Source organism: Saccharopolyspora gloriosae (assembly GCF_014203325.1).
GTDB classification, from domain to species: Bacteria; Actinomycetota; Actinomycetes; order Mycobacteriales; family Pseudonocardiaceae; genus Saccharopolyspora_C; species Saccharopolyspora_C gloriosae.
Window position 1 is genome coordinate 5,445,602 of record NZ_JACHIV010000001.1, and the last position, 17,599, is coordinate 5,463,200.

Below are 17,599 nucleotides of genomic sequence, written 5' to 3' on the forward strand. Positions count from 1 at the left end.
GCTTGGTGCACGCGATCGTCGGTGCCGTCACAGGAGTTCGTCGACGAGCCGCCGGAGTCGTCGTCCGGGGTCGGGGACGTGTTCGTGCTCGCCGTCGCGCACGATGCCGCGGCCGTTCGCGATGACGTGCCGGACGTCGTCGGCGCGGGCCACCGCGGGCACCGCTTCGAGGGGCACGGCCGCGAGCCGCGGGCCGTCGAGCGCGACGGCGACGAGGTCCGCGCGGTGTCCGGGGGCGATGCGTCCGGCGTCGAGCCAGCCGAGTGCGCGGTGCCCGGTGGTGGTCGCCATCTCCAGCAGCCGTTCGGCGCCGAAGTGCCCGCGCCGTTCGGTGTTCAGCCGCTGCCCGGCTTCGACGGCGTGGGCTTCGGCGAGCACGTCGATGGTGGAGTGCCCGTCGCTGCCGAGCGACAGCGGGCTGCCCGCGGCGTCCAGTTGGAGGGCGGGGCCGATGCCGTCGCCGAGGTCGGCTTCGGTCGTGGGGCACAGGCAGGTTCCGGTGCCGCTGCCGCCGAGCAGCCGGAGGTCGTCGTCGGTGAGGTGGGTGGCGTGCACGGCGGTGGTGTTCGCGCCGAGCGCTCCCGCGTCGGCGAGCAGTCGAGCCGGGGTGCGGCCGTGCGCGGCGAGGCACGCCTCGTTCTCCTTGCGCTGTTCGGAGAGGTGGACGTGCAGCGGCGTGCCGTAGCGGTGCGCCCAGGCGGCGACGTCGGCGATCTGCTCGGCGGGCACCGCGCGCACCGAGTGCACCGCGGCGCCGAGCCGCACTCGCGCGCAGTCGACGGTGAACCGGTCGGCCCGGTCGGCCCAGGCCCGCGCGTCCCCGTCGGAGAACCGCTGCTGCACTCCTTCGACCGGGGTGTCGAATCCGCTGGTCAGGTAGCACGTGTCGAGCAGGGTGAGGCGGATTCCGGCGTCGTGGGCGGCTTGGGCGAGCGCCGCGCTCATCTCGTTCGGGTCGTCGTAGCGTCCGCCGCCCGGCGGGTGGTGCAGGTAGTGGAACTCGCCGACGCAGGTGATGCCGGCCAGCGCCATCTCGGTGTAGACGGCGGTGGCGAGCCGCCGGTAGGTGTCGGGGTCGAGCGCGCCCGCGACGGCGTACATCTGCTCGCGCCAGGTCCAGAAGGTGCCGCCGCCGGTGGCCCTGCCGCGCAGCGCGCGGTGGAAGGCGTGGGAGTGCGCGTTGGCGAGGCCGGGCAGCACGAGTCCGGGCAGCCGGGTCGCGCCGGGTGGCGGCGTCTCCGCGGTGGTCACGGCGGTGATGGCGGTGCCGTCGGTCTCCACGAGCACCCCGGTTCGGGGGCCGTCGTCCAGCCAGGCGTGTTCGCACCAGTACTTCATGCGGCCCACCTCCGGAGCACGTCGGCCAGCGCGGAGCCGCCCGCGTCGCAGTCGCCGGGTTCGGCGTGTTCGTCGGGCGCGTGGCTGATTCCGGTGGGATTGCGGACGAACAGCATCGAGGCGGGCACCTGCGCGGAGAGCACGCCCGCGTCGTGCCCGGCTCCGGTGGCCAGCGCGGGCGCATCGCCGAGCGAGGCGCACAGCTCGTCGCGCAACGCCGGGTCGAAGTGCACGGTGCCGCTGTAGGACTCCTCGGTCACCTCTAGTTCGCACCCTTCGTCGTGGGCGAATTCCGCGGCCCGCTCGGACAGTTCCGCGACGAGCGACCGGGTGGCGTCGGCCGCGGGCGCCCGCGCGTCCAGCCACATGTCCACTGTGGACGCGATGACGTTGGTGCCGCCCGGGTTGGGCACGAGCCTGCCCACGGTGGCGCGGGCCTGGTCGTGCGCGGCGGCGGTCTCCCTGGCGGCGAGCACCGCGCGGGCCGCGGGCAGCATCGGGTCGCGGCGGTCGGCGAGCAACGTGGCTCCGGCGTGGTTTCCCTGGCCGCGGAAGCGGAATCGCCACCGGCCGTGGGCGAGGATCGAGGAGGCGACGGCCACCGGCCGGTCCAGGTCCACCAGGCCCCGGCCCTGTTCCACGTGCAGTTCCACGAAGCGCCCGATGCGCCGCAGCGCCGCCTCGTCCGCGCCCGCGTGCTCCGGGTCGCCGCCCGCTCCGCGCAGCGCTTCGGCGAAGGTGACGCCGTCCGGGTCGCGCAGCGCGTTCGCCGCGTCCCGCGTGATCGTCCCGCTGAGCAGCCGCGATCCGAGGCACGGCACCCCGAACCGGCCGCCTTCCTCCTCGGCGAACACCACGATCGCGATGGGGCGCCGGGGCTGGAATCCGGTGGCGCGCAACGATTCCACGGCGCTGAGCGCGGCGGCGACACCGAGCGGGCCGTCGAACGCGCCACCACCCGGCACCGAGTCGAGGTGGCTGCCGGTCACGATGGCCTGATCGCCCGGTTCACCCCACCACGCCCACAGGTTCGCGTTGCGGTCGGTGTGCACGTCGAGTCCGCGCGCCCGCGCCTGCTCGGTGAACCACTCGCGCAGTTCCCGCTCACCGCCGTCGAACACGTGCCGCGAGTAGCCGCCGCGTCGCCGGTCCCGCCCCACTTGGTCGATCTGCGCCAGCAGCGCACTGGTGCTCATCGGTTCTCCTCCCGCACGACTAAGAAGTCCTTTCAGAATGACCTGCGTAGCTGGTCGCTCAGCGGAACCTCAGCGGCTTCCTCGCTGCCCTCTGCCAGCGTGATCGCGATTTCTCATGCATGTCCGTACACAGCGAAATCGCTGTCCTCGCGAGGAAGCCGCTGAGAACCCGCCGGTGGTCACCTTGCTCAAGCCGGTCACTGCTCAGCGGCTCCGCAGCTGACAAGGCACCGATCGAAAGATCATTCTGAAAGGCCCCCTACCGTCGACCGCCTGCTGTTGTCGCCCTGCTCGGGGCAGGTGCCCCGCCCGGTGGCCGCGACCGCCGGGCTTCGCGGCGAACCGGCCGTTCCCTCGCGCGGGCGGCGATCCCGTCGTGAGCCGGGAAGAACGTCCCCACAACGAGGGGGTTCCGCCCGTCAGGTCGGAATGCGCAGGCCGCGCTCCGCGGCGACGGTGCGGGCCCGGTCGTAGCCGGCGTCGGCGTGGCGCAGCACCCCGGTGCCGGGGTCGTTGGTGAGCACCCGCTCCAGCTTGGCCGCGGCCAGTTCGGTGCCGTCGGCGACCGTGACCTGCCCGGCGTGCAGCGACCGCCCCATGCCGACTCCCCCGCCCTGGTGCACCGACACCCAGGTGGCCCCGGAGGAGGTGTTGACCAGCGCGTTGAGCAGCGGCCAGTCCGCCACCGCGTCGGAACCGTCGGCCATCCCCTCGGTCTCCCGGTACGGCGAGGCGACCGAGCCGCTGTCGAGGTGGTCGCGCCCCAGCACCAGCGGCGCCGACACCTCGCCGGAGGCGACGAGCTCGTTGAACCGCAGGCCCGCGCGGTGCCGTTCGCCGTAGCCGAGCCAGCAGATCCGCGACGGCAGCCCTTGGAAGGACACCTTCTCCCCTGCCATCCGGATCCAGCGGGCCAAGTGCTCGTCCTCGCCGAACTCCTCGAGGATCGCCCGGTCGGTCACCGCGATGTCCTTCGGGTCGCCCGACAGCGCCGCCCACCGGAACGGTCCTTTGCCCTCGCAGAACAGCGGGCGCAGGTAGGCGGGCACGAAGCCCGGGTAGTCGAAGGCCCGCGCGTAGCCCGCTTCGGCGGCCTCGCCGCGCAGCGAGTTGCCGTAGTCGAAGACTTCGGCGCCGGCGTCGAGGAATCCGACCATGGCTTCGACGTGCTCGGCGATGGAGTCGCGGGCGCGGGCGGTGAACTCGTCGGGCTTCTTGTCCGCGTAGTCCGCCCAGTCCTCGACGTCCACGCCGCGCGGCAGGTACGACAGCGGGTCGTGCGCGGAGGTCTGGTCGGTGACGATGTCGGCGGGCAGGCCGCGGCGCAGCAGTTCGGGCAGCACTTCGCAGGCGTTGCCGATGACGCCGATCGACACGGCCCGCCGCTGCTGCTTCGCCGCGACGGCCTGTTCGATCGCCTCGTCGAGGTTCTCGGCGAGCACGTCGAGGTAGCCGTGGCGCACGCGCCGCCGCGCCCGCTCCGGGTCGCACTCGACGACGAGCGCGGCACCTTCGTTCATGGTCACCGCCAGCGGCTGGGCGCCGCCCATGCCGCCGAGCCCGGCGGTCAGCGTCAGGGTGCCCGCGAGGGTCCCGCCGAAGCGCTTCGCGGCGACGGCGCCGAACGTCTCGTAGGTGCCCTGCAGGATGCCCTGGGTGCCGATGTAGATCCACGATCCGGCGGTCATCTGCCCGTACATCATGAGTCCGAGCGCGTCGAGCTTGCGGTATTCGGGCCAGCTCGCCCAGTTGCCCACCAGGTTCGAGTTCGCCAGCAGCACTCGCGGCGCCCACTCGTGGGTGCGCAGCACGCCGACGGGTTTGCCGGACTGCACCAGCAACGTCTCGTCCTCGGCGAGGGCGGTCAGTTCGGCGACGATGGCGTCGTAGCTGGCCCAGTTGCGGGCGGCGCGGCCGGTGCCGCCGTAGACGACGAGGTCTTCGGGCCGCTCGGCGACCTCCGGGTCGAGGTTGTTCTGCAGCATCCGCAGCGGGGCCTCGGTGCTCCAGGAACGTGCGGTCAACGTGGTGCCGCGCGCGGCGCGCACGGGACGGGCTCCGGCACTCATGACTGGCCTCCCAGGTGGTCTTGCACGGTGGAGTTCACGGCACCGGAGCGCAGCAGCGCCTCGGTTTCGGCGATCTGCGGCGCCAGGTGGGCGTCGGGGCCCGGTCCGGCGACGCGGGTGCGCAGCAGGTCCCGCACCGCGCCGGTGGCGGGCGCGGGCGTGAGCGGGGCGCGCAGGTCGAGGGCGCGGGCCGCGGTGAGCAGTTCCACCGCGAGCACGGTGCGCAGCCCGTCCACGGCGCGGCGCAGCTTGCGGGCCGCCGCCCAGCCCATCGACACGTGGTCCTCCTGCATCGCGCTGGTGGGGATGGAGTCCACGGAGGCGGGCGCGGCGAGGCGCTTGAGCTCGGCGACGACCCCGGCCTGGGTGTAGTGCGCGATCATGTGCCCGGAGTCCACGCCGGGGTCGTCGGCGAGGAACGCGGGCAGCCCGTGCGAGCGCGCCACGTCGAGCATCCGGTCGGTGCGGCGCTCGGCCATGCTCGCCACGTCGGCCAGCGGGATCGCCAGGTAGTCCAGGGCGTGCGCCAGCGGTGCGCCGTGGAAGTTGCCGTTGGATTCGACGCGGCCGTCGTCGAGCACCACGGGGTTGTCGATGGCCGCGGCGAGTTCCCGTTCGGCCACCATCTCGGCGAACGCGACCGTGTCGCCCGCCGATCCGTGCACCTGCGGGGCGCAGCGCAGCGAGTACGCGTCCTGCACCCGGGTGCAGTCGGGGCCGCGGTGGCTGGCGACGATGCCGGATCCGGCCAGCAGCCGGTGGATCCGGGCCGCCGACCGTGCCTGGCCGGGGTGCGGGCGCAGCGCCTGCAGGTCTGCGGCGAAGACGCGGTCGGTGCCCAGCAGCGCTTCCACGCTCATCGCCGCGGTGAGGTCGGCGATCTCCAGCAGGCCGGTCAGGTCGTGCAGGGCCAGCACCAGCATGCCGAGCATGCCGTCGGTGCCGTTGGTCAGCGACAGCCCTTCCTTCTCGGCGAGCACGATCGGTTCGATACCCGCCTCGGCGAGGGCTTGCGCGGCGGGGCGCGTCGAACCCGCCGGGTCGAGGACGTCGCCTTCACCGGTGAGGGCGAGCGCGACGGCGGCCAGCGGTGCCAGGTCGCCGGAGCAGCCCAGCGATCCGTATTCGTGCACGACGGGCACGATCCCGGCGTTGAGCATCGCGGCGAGCGCGCGGGCGGTGTCGAGGCGGGCGCCGGTGCGCCCGGTGGAGATCGTGCGCAGCCGCAGCAGCATCAGGGCGCGCACCACTTCGGGTTCGACGGCGGAGCCCGCGCCCGCCGCGTGCGAGCGCACGAACGACTGCTGCAGCGCCGCGCGCCGCTCCGCGGGGATGTGGCGCACCGCGAGCGCGCCGAATCCGGTGGAGACCCCGTAGGTGGGTTGTTCGGCGGCGGCGAGCGCGTCGATGTGCTTGCGGGTGGCGTCGATGTCGCGTTCGGTGGCCGCGTCCAGTTCCACCGTCGCCCCGCCGCGGGCGATGTCGACGACCTGCCGCCCCGTCAGCGCCCCCGACTCGATCTTGTGCACCTGAGCCTGTTGCATTCCTCCATGCCACACGTGCGCGGCGCGGCGCAGAAGCCCGGTTAGAGTGGTTCTGTCTGAGATACCAGACAGCGGGGTGCGGCATGGGAGACAGCAGCGAGGTACCCGCGCTGCGGCGCGGGCTGGCGATCTTGACGGCGATGGGCGGCCGGGCCGGACCGGTGTCGGCGGCGACCTTGGCCCGCGAGCTGGACCTGCCGCGTTCGACGACCTACCACCTGCTCGCGGAGCTCACCGCCGCCGGTTTCGCGGTGCGGCTGCCCGAGGAGCGCCGGTACGCGCTGGGCGTGGCGGCGTTCGAGCTCGGTTCCGCCTACCTGCGCCACGATCCGCTGGAGCGCCTCGCGGGCCCGGTGCTGCGCAGGCTCGTCGACGAGGTGGATTGCACGGCGCACCTCGGCGTGCTGCACGGCGGCGAACTGCTGTACCTGATCAAGGAACGTCCGTCGCGTCCGCAGACGCTGGTCACCGACGTCGGGGTGCGGCTGCCCGCGCACCTGACCGCGTCGGGGCGGGCGATGCTGGCGCACCTGCCCGCCGCGCAGGTGCGCGCGTCGTTCCCGGCCGGGTTCGCGCGCCGCACGGGGCGCGGCCCGCGCACGTTGCCGGAACTGCGGCGCACCCTGGCCGCGGAGCGCCGCCTGGGCTGGGCGGTGGAGGACGGGCACGTGACCGGCGAGTTCGCCTCGGTGGCCTGCCCCGTGTTCGGCCCGGACCAGTGGCCGTCGGCGGCGATCAGCCTCACGTTCCGCCACGTGTGCGAGCCGGGCGGCCGTGCGGACTGCGGTTCGACCTGGCCGCACCTGGCCGCGGAGGTGCGCCGGGCCGCCGACGATCTGAGCGGTCGAATCGGCGGGCGCCGCTGAATTCGCCGGTCGAATCACGAACTCGCGGTGTCACCGGCGCCCGTCGTCCGGGAAGGGCGCGCGCAGCGATGTGCCCGGCCCCCTTCGAAAAGGGGACCGGGCACTTCTTTCCCGCGGCGGAAAGTTCGGGCTGTCAGCCCTCGTTGCCGACACCGGTCTCGGAGTCGGAGTCACCACCGTTGCCACCGTCGGCGGCGGTGCACGTGCCCTCACCCAGAATGCCGATGCCGCAGAGCAGGTTGAGGCCGGTGCCCCCGGAACCGCCGGAACCGCCGTCACCGGACTCGCTGGTGATCGACGGCTTGTCGTCGTCTCCGCCGGCGAACGCCGCGGTGGATCCGGCGCCGAGCAGGGCCACGGCGACGGCGGTCGCACCAAGGAGGCGAGTAGAAGTGCGCATGCGAGTTTCCCCTCGTTGTTGCTGAATCGGATTCAACCGATTCCCGGCGAAGTCCGCGGAACGAACCTCTCGGTGATCGGCGAAAGAACCATCGCACCGATACCGGACTCCAGCAGCTCGGGTAGCGCTAAAGTGGGTTTCGAATGCCCCGTTGGTGCCATTTTCACGCTGCGTCGATCCGCGGCTCGATGACTGGGAGAAGACCGGGGAGTTCGCGATGACACCCCGACGCATTCCTGAATAATCCGAATTCATTCGCCGCTGATTCGTCGGCTCCACCTCGCCGATCCCCTCCCGTGAAATGGATGCGCACAGCGATGTGCCCGGCCCCCTCCAGGAAGGGGGCCGGGCACTTCTTTCCCGCGGCGGAAAGTTCGGGCTGTCAGCCCTCGGTGTTGCCGACGCCGGTCTCGGAGTCGGAGTCGCCACCGCTGCCGCCGTTGGCTGCGTCGCACGAGCCCGAGCCCAGAACGCCGATGCCGCAGATCAGGTTGAGGCCGATGCCGCCACTGCCACCGTTGCCGCCGTCGCCGGACTCGCTGGTGATCTCCGGGTCGTCGTGCCCGCCGGCGAACGCCGCGGTGGATCCGGCGCCGAGCAGGGCCACGGCGGCGACGGTCGCACCAAGGAGGCGAGTAGAAGTACGCATGCGAGTTTCCCCTCGTTGTTGCTGAATCGGATTCAACCGATTCCCGGCGAAGTCCGCGGAACGAACCTCTCGGTGATCGGCCAGAAAACCATCGCACCGATCCGCCACTACAGCAGCTCCAGTAGCGCCAAAGTGGGTCGCGAATGACCCCTTGGTTGCACGTGTCACGCTGCGTGGACCGGTTGCTCGCACGATGCGGCGACAGCGGGCGCTCCCGAAAGGGAATCAGATTTCCCGCACCGAAGAATCCGATCTTCGAATGCACCGGTGGCCGCGCCCTCGCGGGACGCGGCCACCGGTGCGGCTCGACCGAGCGGGATCACAGGCCCGCTTCGGCGATGAACTCCCTCGCGACGTCGGTCGGGTTGGCCTTGTCGACCTCCAGGCGCCGGTTGAGCTCGGTGAGCTTCTCCGTTGTCAACGCCCGCGACGCCCGGTTCACGACGTCGGTCTGCGCCGGGGTGAGCTTGCCTTCGCCCGCCAGCGGCACCACGTGCTGCGCCGGGAACATGTCCTGCGGGTCGTCCAACTGCACCAGGTCGTTCGTGCTGATCTGCGAGGACGTGGTGAACAGGTTCGCGACCTGCACGGTGTCGCCGGTCAGCGCGTCCACCGTGACGGTGCCCGCTTCGAGGTTGCGGATCTCGCGGAACTCGCAGCCGTAGACCTCGGCGATGCGCTTCTCCCAGCGGGTCTTCCACTCGGCGGGGGCGCCGAGCACGAACTCGCCGCAGCGCGGCCCGAGGTCGGTCAGCGAGCGGATCCCGGTGCCCGCGGTCGCCTTCGTCACCGTGAGCACGTCGGAGTCCTCCGCCGGGGCCTGCTCCAGCACGTCGAGCCCCGGCGGCAGCTTCTGCTCCAGCGCGGCGTAGACCTGTTGCGACTCCGTCGCCGGGTCCTGCTCGTCGACGTACTGCAGCAGGTTCCCGGTGTAGTCCGGGATGAGCGAGAGCTCGCCTTGGGCGACCGCGTTGACGTAGGTCTCCCGCGAGCCGATGCGCGGTTTGGTCTCCACCTCGGCTCCGGTGCCGCGCAGCGCCTCGGCGTAGATGTTCATGATCAGTTCGCTCTCGGTGAAGTCGGCGGAGCCGACCACCAGCGATCCGTCCGTGCCGTCCCCCGCTTGGAACGGGTCTCCGCCGCAGCCGGTCAGTCCGGCCAACGCCAAGCCGGCCAAGGCCAGCGCACCCCATCGCTTCACGGCAGTTCTCTTTTCCATCTCAGTGACGAGTTCCGGGCTTCACGCGCCGCCCGCGGCGGCCGCCGGGCGCCCCACCCGGATGCCCCGCGGAGTGAGGATCCGCGACAGCCTGCTCAGCAGCGCGTCGAGCAGCACGGCGAGCAGCGCGATGAACAGCGCCGCCGCGAGGGTCTGGCCGTAGGAGTACGTCTTGATGCCTTCGAGCAGGATGCTGCCCAGCCCGCCGAGGCCCACGTACGCGGCGACGGAGGCGGTGGCGACCACCTGCAGCATCGCGGTGCGCACCCCGCCGAACAGCAGCGGCGCCGCGTTCGGCAGTTCCACCTGCCACAGCTGCTGCAGCGGCGTCATGCCCATGCCCTTCGCCGCGTCGCGCACGTCCTTCGGCACGCTCTGCACGCCCGCGTAGGCACCGGAGAGCACCGCGGGGATCGCCAGGATCACCAGTCCGGCCAGGGTGGGCGCTTCGCCGATGCCCGCGAGCAGCACGAACAGCGTCACCAGGCCCAGCGTCGGCAGCGCGCGCATCGAGTTGCTCAGCACGACGACCGTGGCGCCGCCGCGCCCGGTGTGCCCGATCCACAGCCCGATGGGCATCGCGATGATCGAGGCGACCAGCACCGAGAGCACGCAGTAGTACAGGTGCCACAGGGTCTGCACGAGCAGGCCGGTGGAGGAGAACCAGTTGTCCGGGTCGGACAGCCAGCCCAGCAGCTCCGTGATGATCATGTCAGCGTCCCCCCGAGGTCGCCCGCTGCCACGGGGTGCACAGCCTGCGCAGCGCCACGATCAGCAGGTCGCCCGCCATCGCCAGCAGCAGTGTCAGCACCACCCCGATGAGGATCGGGGTCAGGTAGTCGCGCTGGAACCCGTCGGTGAACAACCGGCCCAGCCCGCCGATGCCGATGAGCGCACCGACGCTGACGAGGCTCACGTTGCTGACCGAGGCGACGCGCAGCGAGGTGCTCAGCACCGGCAGCGCCAGCGGCACTTCGACGGCGAAGAACCGGCGCCGCGACCGGTATCCGAGCGCGGTGGCGGCGGTGACGATGTGCTCGGGCACCGAGTCGAGCCCTTCCATCACCGGGCGGGCCAGCAGCGCCGCGTTGTAGATCGTCAGGGCGATGACCACGTTGATCGACGCCGTCGCACCGGTACCGATCAGCGCCGGGATGATCACGAACAGGGCCAGCGACGGGATGGTGTAGAGGATGTTCGCCGAGCCCAGCAGCACTCCCCGCACCTTCGGCACCCGCTGCGCGAACCGTCCCGCGGGAACGGCGAGCAGCGCGCCCAGCACCAGCGGCACCAGCGCCAGGTAGATGTGCTGGCCCAGCGACTCCAGCACCACTTCGCGGTTGCTGGGGCTGGAGAAGTAGTGCGTGAGCTCGTCGATCACGGCCGCTCCCCGCGGCCGCCCTCGATGACGTCGAGCACGTGCCGCGCGCCGACGACGCCGACGTAGCCGCCGTGCTCGTCGACGACGACGCCGAGTCCCGACGGCGCCGACAGCGCCGCGTCGAGCGCCCCGCGCAGCGCCGTGCCCCTCGTGTACAGCGACCCGCCCGCGACCAGGCCGTCTTCGGTGACGGGTCCGTCGGGCGCGGCACCGGGCGGCAGCCAGCCGCGCGGCCGGCGGTCGCCGTCGAGCACCAGCACCCAGCCGGTGGCGGTGCTGCGTTCGCCGAGCGCGATCGTGTCGACCTCGCCGGGTTCGATGCCGTCGCTGTCCACGAAGGACAGCCGCCGGTAGCCGCGGTCGCGGCCGATGAACGAGGTGACGAAGTCGTCGGCGGGGCGGGCGAGCAGCTCGTCCGGGGCCGCGTACTGCGCGACGTGCCCGCCGGTGCGCAGCACCGCGACCTTCTCGCCCAGCTTCACCGCTTCGTCGATGTCGTGGGTGACGAACAGGACGGTCTTGCCGAGTTCGCCTTGCAGCCGCAGCAGTTCGTCCTGCAGCCCTTCGCGCACCACCGGGTCGACGGCGCTGAACGGTTCGTCCATCAGCAGCACCGGCGGGTCCGCGGCCAGCGCCCGCGCCACGCCGACGCGCTGCTGCTGACCACCGGAGAGCTGCGCCGGGTAGCGGTCGGCGAGCGTCGCGGGCAGCCCCACCAGGTCCAGCAGTTCCTGCGCGCGCCGCCGCGTGTCGCGGCGGGAGGCGCGGTACAGCCGGGGCACGGTGGCGATGTTGTCGACCACGGTGCGGTGCGGGAACAGCCCGGCCTGCTGGATGACGTAGCCGATGCCGCGGCGCAGCAGCGCCGGGTCGGCTTCGCGCACGTCGCGGCCGTCCACGAGCACGGTGCCTGCGCTCGGGTCGATCATGCGGTTGACCATGCGCAGCAAGGTGGTCTTGCCGCAGCCGGAGGGCCCGACGAGCACGGTGATCGTGCCCGCCTCGACCTTCAGGTCCACGTCGTCGACGGCCACCGCGCCACCAGGGTATTCCTTGCGCACGGACCGGAACTCGATCAACCGAGCCCCCTCGGATCACCGACAGTCACTTGCCGACCGCCGCAAACCTGGCCGACCCTAACCCGAACGCCGGAATCTTGCGATGATCCGCAACGCCTGCGTGATCTTTTTACCCGTACTCAACAGCAAGATCCCACGATCCGGGAGCCCCCCTTCCCCACCCGAACACCCCGACCGACGAAGCCGAGCAGGGCGCGAAGCCGTACTTCAGGCGCCAAAGCAAGCCCGCTCGACGACCGAAGGCCGTGCCTTCGCGGCGTAGCCGTGCCTAGGGCGGCGAAGCAAGCCCGCCTTGCGGCGAAGCCGTGCCTGTATGTGCGAAGCACATAGCCCACGTCGAAAAGGTGACGACCCGCGGGTTCTCAGTGGCTTCCTCGCGAGGACAGCTTTTTCCCTCGTGGCGGAGCCACTTGGGAAAAAGATCCCGCAGCGAGGAAGGCACTGAGGTTCCGCCACCCGACCCCCAAAGCAAAAAGAGCCCGGCACCCTCACCGATCGTTAAGCAGCGGAAGTGGTCCGGTTTCCAGCAGCGCGCGGAATTCGCGTGACGGCATGGGCCGGGAGAACAGCCAGCCCTGGTAGGCGTCAACGCCCACTCCGGAGAGCACGTGGAACTGGGTCGCGGTCTCGACGCCTTCCGCCACGCACAACCGGCCCATGGCGCGCGCCATGCCGACCACGGCCTGCGCCACCGCGAAGTCCGACGGATCGCCGCCGACGCCGGCCACGAACCTCCGGTCGACCTTGATGATCTGCGCGGGCAGGTCCTTGAGCCGGGCCAGCGACGAGTACCCGGTGCCGAAGTCGTCGACGGCGAACCGCACGCCGCGCGCCACCAGTTCTCCCATCGCCTGCCTGGTGCGTGAGGGCAGGTCGACCAGCGCTGTCTCGACGAGTTCCAGGATCACCCGGTTCCAGTCGAGCCCGCATTCGGCGACGGTGTCGGCGACGACGTCGACGAAGTCGGCGCCGCCCGGCACCAGACCGGCGAGGTTCACCGCGATGCCCACTTGGCGCCCGTTCGGGGTCGGCCACGTCGACGCTTCCCGCAGCGCGGTGCGCAGCACCCAGCGGTCCAGTTCGCGCAGCAGGTCGCCCTGCTCGGCGACCGGCAGGAACGCGTCGGGGCTCAGCAGCCCGCGGTCGGGGTGCGGCCAGCGCACCAGGGCTTCGGCGGTGAGCACCGTGCCGTCGGAGGCGACCACGGGCTGGTAGTGCAGGGTCAGGCCGTCGTTGTTCAACGCTTCCCGCAGCTGCCCCTCCAGGTGCAGCTGCCGGTCGGCGGACGCCATGAGCGCGGGGCTGGCCAACGACACCTTGCCCGCGCCGCGCCGCTTCGCCTCGAACATCGCGGCGTCGGCGAACCGCAGCAGGTCCTCCCCGCCGGAGCCGCCGCCGCTGGGCACCGCGGCCCCGATCGACGCCGACACGCGGATCAGCTGGCCGTGCACCGGCACCGCCGTGCGCAGCAGGCCCGCGACCCGCGTGGCGAGCGAGTCGAGCCCGCCGACGGCGCTGATGTCGGAGCAGATGATGAGGAATTCGTCGCCGGACAACCGGGCCGCCGTGCACCCTTCGGGCAGGCCGCCTTCCAGTCTTCGGGCAAGCGCGACCAGCAGTTCGTCGCCCGCGTCGTGGCCCAGTGAATCGTTTACCCGCTTGAAGTTGTCGATGTCGCAGAACAGCACCGCGACCCCCGCGGAGTCGGCGCGGCCGAGCAGCTGCCCCAGCAGCTGCTTCACCGCAGCGCGGTTCGGCAGCCCGGTGAGGTCGTCGTGGGTGGCCTGGTAGCGCAGCGCTTCCGCGGCGCGGCGGCGTTCGGTGATGTCCTGGAACACCACCAGCCAGAACCGGGTGCCGTCGTCCTGCACGGACAGCGCCACGTGCAGCTCGCAGTACACCGGTTCGCCGTCGGAGCGGATCAGCAGCCGCTGCGGCACCTTCCGGCGTCCCGAGCGCGACGAGGCGCTCTCGTCGGAGGCCGCGCGCAGCCCCGAATCCCGCTCGTCGGGGTGCGTCATCTGCCGGGCGCTCATGCCGCGCAACTGCTCCAGCCGGTAGCCGAGCAGGTCGCAGAGCGCGTCGTTGGCGTCCACCAGGTGCTCGTCCTGGTCGAACAGGCCGATGCCGACGGGGGTGACCGCCACCAGGTCGGTGAACCGCTGCGAGGACCGCTCCATCCGGGTCAGCGCGGTGCGCTGCTCGGTGACGTCCTGCGCGGTGCCCACCAGCACCAGCCTGCCGTCGGGGTCGCGGATCGCCGCGCCGTGCGCGCGCAGGGTGCGCACGGCGCCGTCGCGCCGGATGAAGCGGTGTTCGATCTCGACCGGCTCGAACCGCCGCGCGAGTCCTCGCCACGCTTGATCGACCCGGGTGCGGTCCTCGGGGTGCACGCCCTCGATGTAGCCGTCGTAGGTCGTGGGATCTCCGGGCAGGTGCCCGCAGATCTCGCGCATCATCTCGGACAGCTGGGTGGCGCCGGTCGTGGCGTCCCATTCCCAGGTGCCGAGGCGGGCGGCGCGCTGCGCGTCGTGCAGCTTGCGGCGCTCGTCGCGCAACTGCCGCTCCAGCAGCCGCTGCTCGGTGACGTCCTGCACGGTGCCTTCGATGCGTTCGATGCGGTCGGCGGCGTCGCGTTCGACGCGCCCGGTGCACAGGAAAACCCGGTCGGTGTGGTCGTGCAGTTCGACCTCGACCAGCTTGCCCACCGGCGCGGAGCGCAGCCGCACCCCGAAGTCGTCGGCTTTCGGCTGGTCGTCCGGGCGCACCGCCACGACCATGTTCACGCCGTCGAAGACGTCCTCGGTGCCGCTGGCGTAGAAGAGCTCCTTGAGCACCGGGCTGTGGTACATCTGCCCGGTCTCCGGGTAGACGCTCCAGCTGCCGACCTTCGCGATGCGCTGCGCGTCGATCAGCCGGGCGCGTTCGTCGACGACCTCCACGCCGACCCGGCTCCCGTTGTCCGGCAGCAGGTCGCGCACGTCGGTCAGCACGGTCACGCGCAGCGCGTCATCGTTCGGGTGCGGCCAGGTCAGCACCCGCACCGCCACGTCCTCGGCGCCGCGCAGCCGGGACACCGGCCCGTCGCGGACCACGAGTTCCGCGAGCCGCGCGCCGAGCAGGTCGGCCGCGTCGACGACCCCTGCCATCCGGATCGCCTGCTCGGTGACCTGCACGATCGTGCCGTCCGCTGAGCTCAGGATCGCGGGGGCGTCCGGTAATTCGGCGATCTCGTCGATCGTGCCCGCGTCACCGGCTCCTGCCGCGTCCACCGCTTTTCGCGCCCTGGAAGCGGGCGTCCCGTCGTACCGATCGGTCACCAGCACCCCTCCTGCGTAGCGGCCACGTTTGCCGGGCACACGACCGAAGACCGACCATCCCGCACGTGATCGGCACCACAGCGAGTTCCGGTCCTGACCTTACCGGCAGCGGCTCGGATGCGAACCGCTGGTGGGCCTTCGGTCGAAGCCACCCGCACGTGTGACGGCGCGCACCGGCCCTCGTGACGCGATCGCTGCGAACGGGCCCCGGCGAACAGACCACTGGGGCGCACCGCGAACGGTGCGCCCCAGTGGTCCGAATGCTGCAAGCTGCCCGCGCGGCGAGCCGGCCGCTCACGCGGTGGCGACCCCGTCCGCCCGCGCGGCGGCGGCGACGGCGCTGATCACGGCGGGTGCGACCCGCGGGTCCAGCGGGCTCGGCACGATCTTGTCGGCGGCGAGCTCCTCGGCGACGACCTCGGCGATGGCCTCGGCCGCGGCGACCTTCATCCGGTCGGTGATCATCCGGGAATTCTCCTGCAGCGCGCCCTTGAAGATGCCGGGGAACGCCAGCACGTTGTTGATCTGGTTCGGGAAGTCGCTGCGCCCGGTGGCCACGACCGCCGCGTGCCTGCCCGCGACCTCCGGGTGCACCTCGGGGTCCGGGTTCGACAGCGCGAACACGATCGCGTCGTCGGCCATGGTGGCGACGAGCTCCTCCGGGATCTGACCGGCGGAGACACCGATGAGCACGTCCGCGCCGTCGAGCGCGGACTCCAGCCCGCCGGTGATCCCCCGCGGGTTGGTGTAGCCGAGCAGCTCTTCCTTGATCGGCGTGAGGTTGTCGCGCCCCTCGTGCACGACGCCGCGCGAGTCGAGCACGACGATCTCGCCGACCCCGGCGGTGTGCAGGATCTTCGCGCAGGCCACCCCGGCCGCGCCCGCGCCGGAGATGACCACGCGCATCGAGTCCATCGGCCGGCCCACGATCTTGGCGGCGTTGCGCAGCGCGGCCAGCACGACCACGGCCGTGCCGTGCTGGTCGTCGTGCATGACGGGGCAGTCCAGCGCCTCGATCAGGCGGCGTTCGAGTTCGAAGCAGCGCGGGGCCGCCACGTCCTCCAGGTTCACCGCGCCGAACGACGGGCGCAGCCGCACCATCGTCTCGACGATCTCGTCGACGTCGGTGGTGTCGAGCACCAGCGGGATCGAGTTCAGCCCGGCGAACGTCTTGAACAGCGCGGACTTGCCCTCCATCACCGGCAGCGAGGCGCGCGGGCCGATGTCGCCGAGGCCGAGCACGGCGGTGCCGTCGCTGACCACGGCCACCAGGTTCTGCGTCCAGGTGTAGCGGTCGGCGAGCGTCTCGTCGGCGGCGATGGCGCGGCTGACCTTGGCCACGCCGGGCGTGTAGGCGATCGACAGGTCACGCGCGCTGTCCAGCGGCGCGGTCACGTCGACTCCGAGCTTGCCGCCTTCGTGCGCGCGGAAGATCTCGTCGTCGGTGAGTTCCGTTCCGTTCGCGGAAGCGGAAGTGTGATCGTTCACAGTGGTCACGGCGTCCCTCCTGTTGCCATGGCCTGCGAAAACCGGGCGATCCCGGTCTCCGGAGCGAAAGGGTGGCGACCTGCCACCCGGCGACGCGCTCGTCAGGCTTCCGGGCGGTACCGGAACTGCGACGGGCGTCGGGACGACCGGCGTCGAATTCCCTGGTGCGGAAAAACGAACCGGTGGACGCTGCGGTCCGAACAGTCTGCCAGCACGGGTCCCGCGCTGTCAGCGACCAGGGTCACAGACTTGATCGAGCAGGTCGGCGTAACAACGGCACTTTCCGGCGGGCAGTTTTCAACGACGCAAGATTTCCGGATTTTCCGCCGGACCGTCACCCGCGCCACGGGGCCACCGTCACCGGCCCCGCACCCCGGCTCCTAGGCTGCTGATCGTGCAGGTTCGCTCCTTCGACATCCACGGCGTGCACGAGTTCACGCCGAAATCCTTCCCCGATCACCGCGGGCTGTTCGCGGCGCCGTTCCAGGAAGCGGCGTTCGTCGAGGCCGTCGGCCACCCGCTGCGGCTGGCGCAGACCAACCACAGCGTCTCGGCGCGCGACGTGATCCGGGGCGTGCACTTCGCGGACGTGCCGCCGGGGCAGGGCAAGTACGTCTACTGCCCGCGGGGTTCGATGATCGACGTGGTGGTCGACGTCCGGGTCGGCTCGCCGACGTTCGGGGGCTGGACGGCGCTGCGGCTGGACTCCACCGAGTACCGCGCGCTCTACCTCGCCGAAGGGCTCGGGCACGCGTTCGTCGCGTTGGAGGACGACACGGTGATGACCTACCTGTGCTCCACCCCGTTCACGCCGTCCGCCGAGCACGGCATCAGCCCGCTCGACCCGGAGCTCGGCCTGCCGTGGGCGGAGCACCTCGGCGGCGAGCCGGTCCTGTCCGACAAGGACCGCGTCGCGCCGACGCTGGCCGAAGCCGCCGACGCCGGCCTGCTGCCCGACTACCAGGCCTGCCTGCGCCGCTACGCCGAACTGCGCGACGCGGTGAGCTGACGCGACCGTCCTGGGATCCGCCCGGGCGGATCCCAGGACGC

General features: G+C 71.7%; 14 protein-coding genes. 2 read left to right on the plus strand and 12 right to left on the minus strand.

The genetic code is table 11. From position 1 onward, the window contains the following. Window positions 1-27: 27 nt before the first annotated feature. The 4 genes from BJ969_RS23725 to hutH all read right to left on the minus strand — a co-directional run bounded on the left by BJ969_RS23725 (window position 28) and on the right by hutH (window position 6,147). A complete protein-coding gene (locus BJ969_RS23725; RefSeq protein WP_184482220.1) occupies window positions 28-1,338 on the minus strand; it encodes a formimidoylglutamate deiminase in 1,311 nt (436 codons plus the stop codon). Continuing rightward, window positions 1,335-2,534 (minus strand): allantoate amidohydrolase, encoded by a 1,200-nt coding sequence (locus BJ969_RS23730; RefSeq protein ID WP_184482222.1) that lies wholly within the window; start codon window positions 2,532-2,534, stop codon window positions 1,335-1,337. The genes BJ969_RS23725 and BJ969_RS23730 overlap by 4 nt, the downstream gene beginning before the upstream one ends. Window positions 2,535-2,953: 419 nt before the next feature. Next, window positions 2,954-4,603 (minus strand): urocanate hydratase, encoded by a 1,650-nt coding sequence (gene hutU, locus BJ969_RS23735; protein WP_184482224.1) that lies wholly within the window; start codon window positions 4,601-4,603, stop codon window positions 2,954-2,956. Further along, on the minus strand, window positions 4,600-6,147 hold the full coding sequence (gene hutH / locus BJ969_RS23740) for a histidine ammonia-lyase (protein ID WP_184482226.1): 1,548 nt from the start codon (window positions 6,145-6,147) through the stop codon (window positions 4,600-4,602). The genes hutU and hutH overlap by 4 nt, the downstream gene beginning before the upstream one ends. 83 nt (window positions 6,148-6,230) lie before the next feature. Between hutH and BJ969_RS23745 the strand changes: the two genes are divergently transcribed. Then, the gene (locus tag BJ969_RS23745) at window positions 6,231-7,013 is read left to right on the plus strand and encodes an IclR family transcriptional regulator (protein ID WP_184482228.1); all 783 of its coding nucleotides are present in this window, start codon (window positions 6,231-6,233) and stop codon (window positions 7,011-7,013) included. Between the two features lie 133 nt (window positions 7,014-7,146). Here the strand turns inward: BJ969_RS23745 and BJ969_RS23750 are convergent, their stop codons facing one another. The 8 genes from BJ969_RS23750 to BJ969_RS23785 form a co-directional block, all read right to left on the minus strand. After that, window positions 7,147-7,413, minus strand: coding sequence for a hypothetical protein (locus BJ969_RS23750; protein WP_184482230.1), 267 nt, complete (start codon window positions 7,411-7,413; stop codon window positions 7,147-7,149). 382 nt (window positions 7,414-7,795) lie between these two features. Beyond that, window positions 7,796-8,062, minus strand: a complete 267-nt coding sequence (locus BJ969_RS23755) for a hypothetical protein (RefSeq protein ID WP_184482232.1) — start codon at window positions 8,060-8,062, stop codon at window positions 7,796-7,798. A 319-nt stretch (window positions 8,063-8,381) separates the two neighbouring features. Further along, window positions 8,382-9,263, minus strand: coding sequence for an ABC transporter substrate-binding protein (locus tag BJ969_RS23760; protein WP_343071568.1), 882 nt, complete (start codon window positions 9,261-9,263; stop codon window positions 8,382-8,384). Between the two features lie 39 nt (window positions 9,264-9,302). Further along, window positions 9,303-9,992, minus strand: a complete 690-nt coding sequence (locus BJ969_RS23765) for an ABC transporter permease (protein ID WP_184482236.1) — start codon at window positions 9,990-9,992, stop codon at window positions 9,303-9,305. Window position 9,993: 1 nt separating this feature from the next. After that, on the minus strand, window positions 9,994-10,662 hold the full coding sequence (locus BJ969_RS23770; protein ID WP_343071569.1) for an ABC transporter permease: 669 nt from the start codon (window positions 10,660-10,662) through the stop codon (window positions 9,994-9,996). Continuing rightward, entirely contained in the window at window positions 10,659-11,741 is a 1,083-nt protein-coding gene (locus tag BJ969_RS23775) for an ABC transporter ATP-binding protein (RefSeq protein WP_184482238.1), read from the minus strand. Before BJ969_RS23775 ends, BJ969_RS23770 begins: the two co-directional genes overlap by 4 nt. Window positions 11,742-12,229: 488 nt before the next feature. Beyond that, window positions 12,230-15,067, minus strand: a complete 2,838-nt coding sequence (locus BJ969_RS23780) for a sensor domain-containing protein (protein ID WP_425503574.1) — start codon at window positions 15,065-15,067, stop codon at window positions 12,230-12,232. Between the two features lie 288 nt (window positions 15,068-15,355). Then, complete coding sequence (locus BJ969_RS23785) at window positions 15,356-16,558, minus strand: NADP-dependent malic enzyme (RefSeq protein ID WP_184482240.1); 1,203 nt, start codon at window positions 16,556-16,558, stop codon at window positions 15,356-15,358. A gap of 385 nt (window positions 16,559-16,943) precedes the next feature. On the opposite strand from BJ969_RS23785, the gene BJ969_RS23790 reads away from it, so the two are divergent. Further along, window positions 16,944-17,558 (plus strand): dTDP-4-dehydrorhamnose 3,5-epimerase family protein, encoded by a 615-nt coding sequence (locus tag BJ969_RS23790; RefSeq protein ID WP_184482242.1) that lies wholly within the window; start codon window positions 16,944-16,946, stop codon window positions 17,556-17,558. Window positions 17,559-17,599: the final 41 nt, after the last annotated feature.

Bases quoted from the DNA above. Each gene is read 5' to 3' on its own strand.
- BJ969_RS23725 (WP_184482220.1), bottom strand. From the start codon at position 1,338: ATGAAGTACTGGTGCGAACACGCCTGGCTGGACGACGGCCCCCGAACC.
- BJ969_RS23730 (WP_184482222.1), bottom strand. From the start codon at position 2,534: ATGAGCACCAGTGCGCTGCTGGCGCAGATCGACCAAGTGGGGCGGGAC.
- hutU (WP_184482224.1), bottom strand. From the start codon at position 4,603: ATGAGTGCCGGAGCCCGTCCCGTGCGCGCCGCGCGCGGCACCACGTTG.
- hutH (WP_184482226.1), bottom strand. From the start codon at position 6,147: ATGCAACAGGCTCAGGTGCACAAGATCGAGTCGGGGGCGCTGACGGGG.
- BJ969_RS23745 (WP_184482228.1), top strand. From the start codon at position 6,231: ATGGGAGACAGCAGCGAGGTACCCGCGCTGCGGCGCGGGCTGGCGATC.
- BJ969_RS23750 (WP_184482230.1), bottom strand. From the start codon at position 7,413: ATGCGCACTTCTACTCGCCTCCTTGGTGCGACCGCCGTCGCCGTGGCC.
- BJ969_RS23755 (WP_184482232.1), bottom strand. From the start codon at position 8,062: ATGCGTACTTCTACTCGCCTCCTTGGTGCGACCGTCGCCGCCGTGGCC.
- BJ969_RS23765 (WP_184482236.1), bottom strand. From the start codon at position 9,992: ATGATCATCACGGAGCTGCTGGGCTGGCTGTCCGACCCGGACAACTGG.